The sequence below is a fragment of the Parafrankia soli genome (genome assembly GCF_001854695.1).
Taxonomy (GTDB): domain Bacteria; phylum Actinomycetota; class Actinomycetes; order Frankiales; family Frankiaceae; genus Parafrankia; species Parafrankia soli.
Window position 1 is genome coordinate 1 of record NZ_MAXA01000056.1, and the last position, 7,231, is coordinate 7,231.

The 7,231-nt window shown below is 71.8% G+C and carries 6 protein-coding genes; 1 reads left to right on the forward strand and 5 read right to left on the reverse strand.

The window, feature by feature from the left end:
* Positions 1-146: 146 nt before the first annotated feature.
* Genes BBK14_RS06800 through BBK14_RS06810 form a run of 3 tightly spaced genes read right to left on the reverse strand, consistent with a single transcriptional unit; the run spans position 147 to position 2,798 of the window.
* Positions 147-980, reverse strand: coding sequence for an enoyl-CoA hydratase (locus BBK14_RS06800; protein WP_071060337.1), 834 nt, complete (start codon positions 978-980; stop codon positions 147-149).
* 46 nt (positions 981-1,026) lie between these two features.
* On the reverse strand, positions 1,027-1,863 hold the full coding sequence (locus tag BBK14_RS06805) for an SDR family oxidoreductase (RefSeq protein ID WP_012157787.1): 837 nt from the start codon (positions 1,861-1,863) through the stop codon (positions 1,027-1,029).
* A complete protein-coding gene (locus tag BBK14_RS06810) occupies positions 1,860-2,798 on the reverse strand; it encodes a zinc-dependent alcohol dehydrogenase (protein ID WP_071060338.1) in 939 nt (312 codons plus the stop codon). Before BBK14_RS06810 ends, BBK14_RS06805 begins: the two co-directional genes overlap by 4 nt.
* Before the next feature lie 268 nt (positions 2,799-3,066).
* Between BBK14_RS06810 and BBK14_RS06815 the strand changes: the two genes are divergently transcribed.
* Positions 3,067-4,215, forward strand: coding sequence for a hypothetical protein (locus BBK14_RS06815; RefSeq protein WP_241831237.1), 1,149 nt, complete (start codon positions 3,067-3,069; stop codon positions 4,213-4,215).
* A 19-nt stretch (positions 4,216-4,234) separates the two neighbouring features.
* Here the strand turns inward: BBK14_RS06815 and BBK14_RS06820 are convergent, their stop codons facing one another.
* Both BBK14_RS06820 and BBK14_RS06825 read right to left on the reverse strand, forming a co-directional pair.
* Positions 4,235-5,281: a choice-of-anchor D domain-containing protein gene (locus tag BBK14_RS06820; RefSeq protein ID WP_241831239.1), complete on the reverse strand. Its 1,047-nt coding sequence runs from the start codon at positions 5,279-5,281 to the stop codon at positions 4,235-4,237.
* Positions 5,282-6,027: 746 nt separating this feature from the next.
* A complete protein-coding gene (locus BBK14_RS06825) occupies positions 6,028-6,693 on the reverse strand; it encodes a LuxR C-terminal-related transcriptional regulator (RefSeq protein WP_071060340.1) in 666 nt (221 codons plus the stop codon).
* Positions 6,694-7,231 lie beyond the last annotated feature (538 nt).

Genomic DNA, 7,231 nt, shown 5'->3' on the forward strand with positions numbered 1-7,231 from the left:
GCCCCCGATCAGCCCCGACCGTGGCGGTCGGGTGAATCCCACCGGACTCACCCGACCGCCACAGTCGTCCGCGCGACGGCCCGCACCCGACGGCCGGGGCCGGATCGCCGGGTGCCGGATCGCTGTCGCGGTGACCGCGGACCGGGTCAGGCGCGGGTCTGCTGGCGGCCGCGCTGGGTGACGTCGGTGCGCCGGGCGGCGACGTGGCTGGTTCCGGGCCGCCACATCTCGGCCATGAGCCCTTCGGCCAGGTGCGCCTCGTCGAGGGTCGCCGTGTTCGCCAGCTGCCGGTAGTGCAGCAGCAGCCGGCGAACGCTCTGCCCGTCGTTGCTCACGATGTCGCCGGCCAGCCGCCGCGCGCATCCCAGCAGCTCGTCGTGCGGCACGACGTGGTTGACCAGGCCGAGCCGCAGCGCCTCCGCCGCGGTCAGGAAGTTGCCGGTCAACGACATCTCGACGGCCCGGCGCAGCCCGATCGACCGCGCCAGCAGGACTGTGGCCCCGCCGCCCGGCATGATCCCGAGCCGGGCGTGGGTGTCGGCGAACAGGGCGCGCTCCGAGGCCACCAGGAACGTGCACTGCAGGGCCAGCTCGAGGCCTCCCGTCACGGCCACGCCGTTGACGGCTCCGATGACCGGCTTGTCGATGACGGGCAGGAACCGGAACAGCCCGTTGTCGTACCGCTCGGGCCCCTCCCCCGGCCCGCGCGGGACGGCGGAGGGCGGCACCTCGCCCGAGACCTCCTTGAGATCGACCCCGGCGCAGAACGCGGGATCGGTGCCGGTCAGGATCACCGCGTCGATGCCGGGATCATCCCCGGCCGCGGCGACGGCGTCCCACAGCGCGTGCGTGAGCGCCCGGCTGAGCGCGTTGCGCGCGGCGGGCCGGTTGAGCGTCACCGTCGTGACGCGGTCCGCGGTCTCGACTACGACGACGGGCTCGCTCTCGCCCACCACCGCCACCCCGCTTCCGTAGGTCATGGATTCACCATCGGGTCAAGGATCCACCGGCTCGGGCGGTGTCCCGCTACCTCACGGCAGCGGCGGCCGGCCCACGCACGGCCGCCGCGACCCCGCCGTCCACAAGGACGTCGATGCCGCTGACGAAGCGCGCCTGGTCCGACAGGAGGAAGGCGACCACGTCGGCGACGTCCTCGGACTGCCCGATGCGGCCGACCGGGGTCCGTTCGACGAGCGCCTGCATGGAGCTGTGCTCCGCCGCCTCCTGCTTGCCCTGCGGCGTGTCGATGATCCCCGGGGAGAGGGAGCAGACCCGGCCGCCGAGCGGCCCGACCCGGACGGCCTCCTGCTGGGCGAAGCGCTGCACCCCCCGCTTGGCCCACGAGTAGGCCCAGCCCGAGTCCTCGACCGTGGCGCCGAGCGCGGCGTGGATCCGGTCGAGGAGGTCCGGGGCGAGCGGGTCGTCCAGCGCGGCGTCGGCGGTCGGGTGGGGTTCACCGATCGCCAGGATCGGCGCCATCGAGGCGAAGTAGACCGACGCCGTGCCGGCCGTGGTGAGCGGCCGCAGCGCCTGCGCCAGCTGCGCCGTGGCGACCAGGTCGACGGCGAAGATGCGCCGCCAGTCGGCCATGGTCGGGGAGATCCCGGCCGCGTGGGCGACGGCGCGCAGCGTGCCGAGCTCGGCGACCCGGGCGGCGAGCCGCTCCACGCCGTCGACGTCGGTGATGTCCAGGACGAACGGCTCGACGGTGGCCGAACCGGCCTTGGTGAGCTCGCCGACCACTCCGGCGACGGCGGGGTCGCGGTCCACCAGGAGCAGGACGTCCACCAGGTCGACGAGCCGGTGGGCGCAGGCCAGGCCCATGCCGCGGCCGGCTCCCGTCACGATGCCCACGGTGCTCACGGCTCGATCACCACCCGCAGCGCGCCGGCCTTGCGGTCGGCGGCGACCCGGAACGCCTCGGCGGCGTCGGCGATCGGGAACCGGTGGGTGATCAGCGTCCGGGTGATCTCGGGGTCCTTGGCGAGCATGGCCGCCGCGTCCTCCATCTCCCGACCGTTCTCATGGGCGCAGTAGCCCATGGAGGGGATGAGCCGCCCCTCGCGGTGGAACAGCGGGCTCCAGTTGACCCCGACCTTGGCTGCCAGCTGGACCCCCACGCAGACCACCGTGCCACCGGGGGCGACGAGATCGATCGCGCGGTCGAGGCCGCTGTCCGAGCCGGCGGCCTCCACGACGACGTCGTAGAGCCCGTCGTGGGCGAGCGTCGCGCCGAGCCGCTCCCCGGCCTCGGCCTGGTGGGGGTGACGCGCGTCGAGGGCGATCTCGGGTGCGCCCTGGTGCCGCGCACCGGCGACGGCGAGCAGGCCCAGCGCACCGGCCCCGACGACGGCTACCCGGGTGTTCGGCCCGGTGCCGGCGAGCCGCAGGGCGTGCCAGGAGACCGACGCCGGCTCGACCAGCGGGGCGTCGCGGACGTCGAGGCCGGCCGGGAGCGGGACGAGCCGCTCCGAGGGCACGCGGAACTGCTCGGCTATCCCGCCGTCGGCGGTCGCGCCGAGGGCCTGCTTCGTGTGCTGCACGCAGAGGTTGTACCGCCCCTGCCGGCAGAGGTCGCACACCGTGCAGCCCATGATCGCCTCGACGATCGCCGCCGACCCGTCCTCACGCACGCCCGCCAGCTCGTGCCCGATGATCCGTTGGCTGCCTAATCTGATGTACAGGAGGTCGGAGCTACAGATGCTCGCGGCCGCGATCTTCAACACCTCACCGGAGCCGGGCGGCTCCTCGAGGTCGACGACGCTGACGCCGCCGTTGCCGGCACGTACGGCTTTCATGGGAGCTCCCTGACGGTGACGATTCGATCCGCCCTTGTCACCCGCATCACCAGAACGCTGTTCTGACCATGCGGAAACAGCTTCTTCATCGCCGGAATCGTACTCTCAGCACCCCGCCGCGGAAACGGTATCGCCGCTTCCCCACCGGCCCCGCTTTCCGGCGCCGGATCTGACCGCGAGACGTCGCCGCGCCGTCGATATGGTGGGGATCTTCCCGGACGAAACAGTCGCCCACCCGACGGCGGCGGCCGCGGGACAAGGGGCGCACGTGCGGCAACGGGCGACGGCGGTGCTCTCGGTGGCCGCACTGACCATGGCGGCGGTCTGCGGACTCGCCGCGTGCGGGGGCGCGTCGGGCGACGCCGGCTCGGCCGGCGGCGAGGTCCGCGCCGTCGACGGGCCGGTCGACATGGGTGCCCTCAACGACGTCTGCGCCGGGAACGTGGCCCTCACCTCCGCTCCGCCCTACACCGGGCCGGCACCGCATCCGGTGGCATTGTTCAGCCAGCATCAGGGAAACGACCCCACCGGGTCGACGTTCCCCGTCCGGCTGCTCCAGGACGTGGGCCAGCCCGAGCGCGACGCCTTCCTGGCACGGCCGGCGCAGACCCAGCTCGTCGCGTGCGCCGAGCGGGACGCCCGCGAACCCACCGATGTCATCTGCCGTTTCGACATCGGCAGCCAGAAGCAGGTGCCGTTCTTCCGCACCTCGTACCGGATCACGGTGCGCGCGGCGCACACGGGGCAGGTCGTCGCCACCGTCCCGGTGAACCCGGCCGCCGCGGGGTGCCCGACCTCGGTGAAGGTCGCCTGGAGCGGCGCGGAGGTGTTCAGCGCCCCGACCGACCGTCAGATCGTCACCGCGCTGACGCCCTTCGTTTCCTGGGGCGGAACCGGAACACCGCCGGCGCCCGCGGGCCCGGAGGATGCCCCGGCCGCGGGCGGGGCCCCGGTTGTCGAGGGCTCCGTCCAGATGACGACCGGGCCGGGGGTGGACCCCGCCAGCCCCGCGGTCCGCGCCCATCTCACCTTCTGGGACGCCTTCGCCCGCGCCCAGGAAGGCGACCGCGCCGCCCTCGGCACGCTGCTGGACCAGGTCGACGGATCTTTCTTCGGCACGCTGACGACCATCCTGGACCAGAACCGCGCCATCCCGGGCCGATCCGTCCGCGGGCCGCTGCGGCTCCTGGTCACCGGGGTCTCGCCCGGGCCGGAGGGCGGGGCCGTCACCGTGGACAGCTGTCTGGACGAGACCGGGCGGGAGACCCTGGAGCAGTCGCTGCCCACCGGGCAGATCGGCATCGCGTCCCGGATCCGGGTGAACCTTGCCCGTGACTCCACCGGCGAGTACCGGGCCACGGGCTTCGCCGATGCGCCACCGGCCCCGTGCCCACCCCCCGCCGGGCGGATCAGCTAGCCCGAGGGCGGAAACGGGTTCAGGAGGCGGAGAGGGTGACCTCGGTCGCGGGCCCGGCGAGATTGTGGTGGATGACGAGCGTGGCCGTCGCCTCGGTGCCACCCTGCGGCGTGTACTCGGGGGTGACGACGCACCGGGCGCCTGTCGGCAGGGACGCGCCCTCGCAGTCGCTCGTGTAGCTGAACGCGGCGGCGTCTGATCCCACGATCTCGACGGACGTGACGGCCAGCGGGTCGTCGCCGGTGCTCTCGACCGTCACCGGCTGGCAGGCGGAGCTGGTGCAGAACACCGTCTCCGGCGTCACGGCGATGCCGGGCTCCGGGCCGGGCGGCGTCGTCCCGGCGCTCCCCTCCAGGTTCACCTCGTTGGCGGGACCGCTGAGATTCTGGTGGATGACCAGCGTCGCGACGGCCGCCTCGCCGCTGTCCAGCGGCACGTAGCCGACGCTGAGGGTGCACTGCCCGCCGGGCGGCAGCTCGGCCTCGCAGCCCGCGTCCACGGAGAACGCATCGGCGTCGGGACCGATGATCTCGGTCGAGGTGACCCGCAGCGTGCCGGTGCCGGTGCTTTCCACGGTCACGGTCCCGGCGCACCCCGAGTCATCGCAACTCAGCGTCTCCGGGGTCACCTCGATGCCCGGCTCACCCGGCCCGCCGCTCGGCCCGCCGTCGTCCGGTGTGGCCGAGGGGTCCGTGTCCTCGGGAACCTCCGGCAGTACCTCGACCTGCTCGGACTCGAAACGGTCACCGGAGTCGTCGTCTGTCGCTTCGGCGACCACCCCGGTCGCCGGGCCGGTCACCTCCAACAGCGCGACGTTCTCCTCGGCCTGCGGGACGAGTCGGTTCGCCCCGTCCACGGAGAAGTGCAGGTTCACCGCGGCCAGCAGCGTGAACCAAGCATCCTTCAGCTCACCGGCGACCTTGTGACGAAGGATCATCAGGGTTCGGTCCGATGGGACGTCCCGCGGCAATGCAACCGATTCGCTGATCGTGAAGGTGCCGATCGGGGTCACCAGGTCACGACTCGCGCTGACGTCGATGTTGCCGTTCTCATCGATGGCGAACACGATGGGCGCGAACGGTGGCTTGTATTCGGCCTGGCAGGCACTGGCGCCGACTAGAACAACGACCGCCAGCAGAAATCCTGCGGCGCGGCGCCGACCGGCCCGGGCCACCGCCGTGAACCCGGTACGATCCTTCCGCCGCCGCCTCCTCGGCTTCGCCGCCACCGCACGGGTCTCGCCTTCCTTCGGTACGCCCGGCCTGAGATCGATGCTCACCTGAGACGTCACTGGAAGGCCCCCCGGCTGTGAGTGAACGGGCGTTTGGCGCGCGGAACCACGCTGGCCCGATGGGCCAGCGCACCCCCCCGTGGCGCGCTGGCCCGGGTTCACCGGACCGGCCGCGGCGGATGTGGCCGGCGATCCGGCTGACCGGTGCGGGTGCCGTTTTCCCACGGGGCGCTGTTTCCCCCGAAGGATGATCGGTCACGAAGATGAGCCTGATCTTTCCGGGAGCGGCCAACATCAGGGGTAGCCCTGAAACCGGGACCGGCTTCGAGTGGCATCCTCGGACAAATGTCCGCCACGGCGCTTCTCACGGATAACCACGCGGATTTCTGTGCCCTGGCAAGCGTCACCCTGACGGCCGGCGGCTACCGGGTCGTCGGTGACGCCGGACAGGATGGGCCGGACTGGCCGCGGCGGTCGCCGTCATCCCGGACATCGTGCTGCTCGTCCTGCAGCTTCCCGACCTCGACGGCCAGTCGGCAGCCGAGCCTGATCGCGTCGTCGGCGCGTCCTGAACACGTCGGTCAGTGATGTGCTCGCAGATAGGTGAGCACCGCGAGAACCCGCCGGTGATCGTCCGGTTCGGGTGCCAGGCCGAGCCGGGTGAAAATGCTGCGCACATGGGATTCGACCGTCTTCGGAGTGAGGACCAGCTGCGCACCGATCGCCTGGTTGGAACGGCCCTCGGCCATCAGCGCGAGCACCTCCCGTTCGCGGGCGGTCAGGGTGTGCAGGGGATCACGCCGCGACCGGGCGGCGATCATCAGGTCGACGACCTCGGGGTCGAGAACGCAGCCGCCCGCCGCGACCCGGGTAACGGCCTCGACGAACGCCTCGATGCCGGTCACGCGCTCTTTGAGTAGATAGCCCACGCCCCGGGCGTTCGCGCCAAAAAGCACCGGAAGGTAATGCGACTCCAGGTAGTGCGAGAGCAGCAGCACCCCGAGGTCCGGATGCCGGGCGCGCAGCTCCACCGCGCTCTCCAGCCCTTCCAGCCGGCCGGTGGGAGGCATGCGGATGTCGATGACCGCGATGTCGGGGCGTAGCGCCGAGACCGCGTTACGCAGCCCGTCGGCGTCGCTCACCTGCCCCACGACCTGGAAGTCGTGCTGCTCCAGCAGCCAGGCGATGGCCTGACGGAACAGCAGCGCGTCGTCCGCCAGGACGACCCGGGTCGGCGTCACACGCATGGGAGCACAGCTCGTATGGACGTCCCACCTCCGGCACGGTCGCCCACCGTCAGCCCGCCGACGACCGCGGCGACCCGGACGACCACAACACCGAGCACCACAGCCGCCCGTACTCGGTATGGACGAGCCGGCTTGTCCCCCTTGGCACCGCCCCAGCATCCCAGACCCGCCACGAAACGTCACAGACCTGACACAAGGAGATCGCACGTCTTACCGGACCCGCCGCGGGCCCAATCAAGTCGGCACGCCCCGCCGGCCACGTCTCTATGTACGGTTCCGAGCAACCGCGGCGGTTCGAGCCGTCCGAAATCCCCGGCTGTCTCCGGCGACCTCGGGGAGATTCCCGATGAGTTGAATCTTCTCAGTCCGGTGGGCGGAGGGCCGGCGGCTCAGATGGTCACCCAGAGTGGCGAAGAGGCCACTTTCAATTATCGAAAGTGGCCTCTAGTGCGCTGTCTGTGAACGTCTGCCGGGTGAGGTGTGGCGATCTCGGTTTGCGGTGATGCGCAGGTATCTGCTCCTGCTCGTGGGAGGGGTC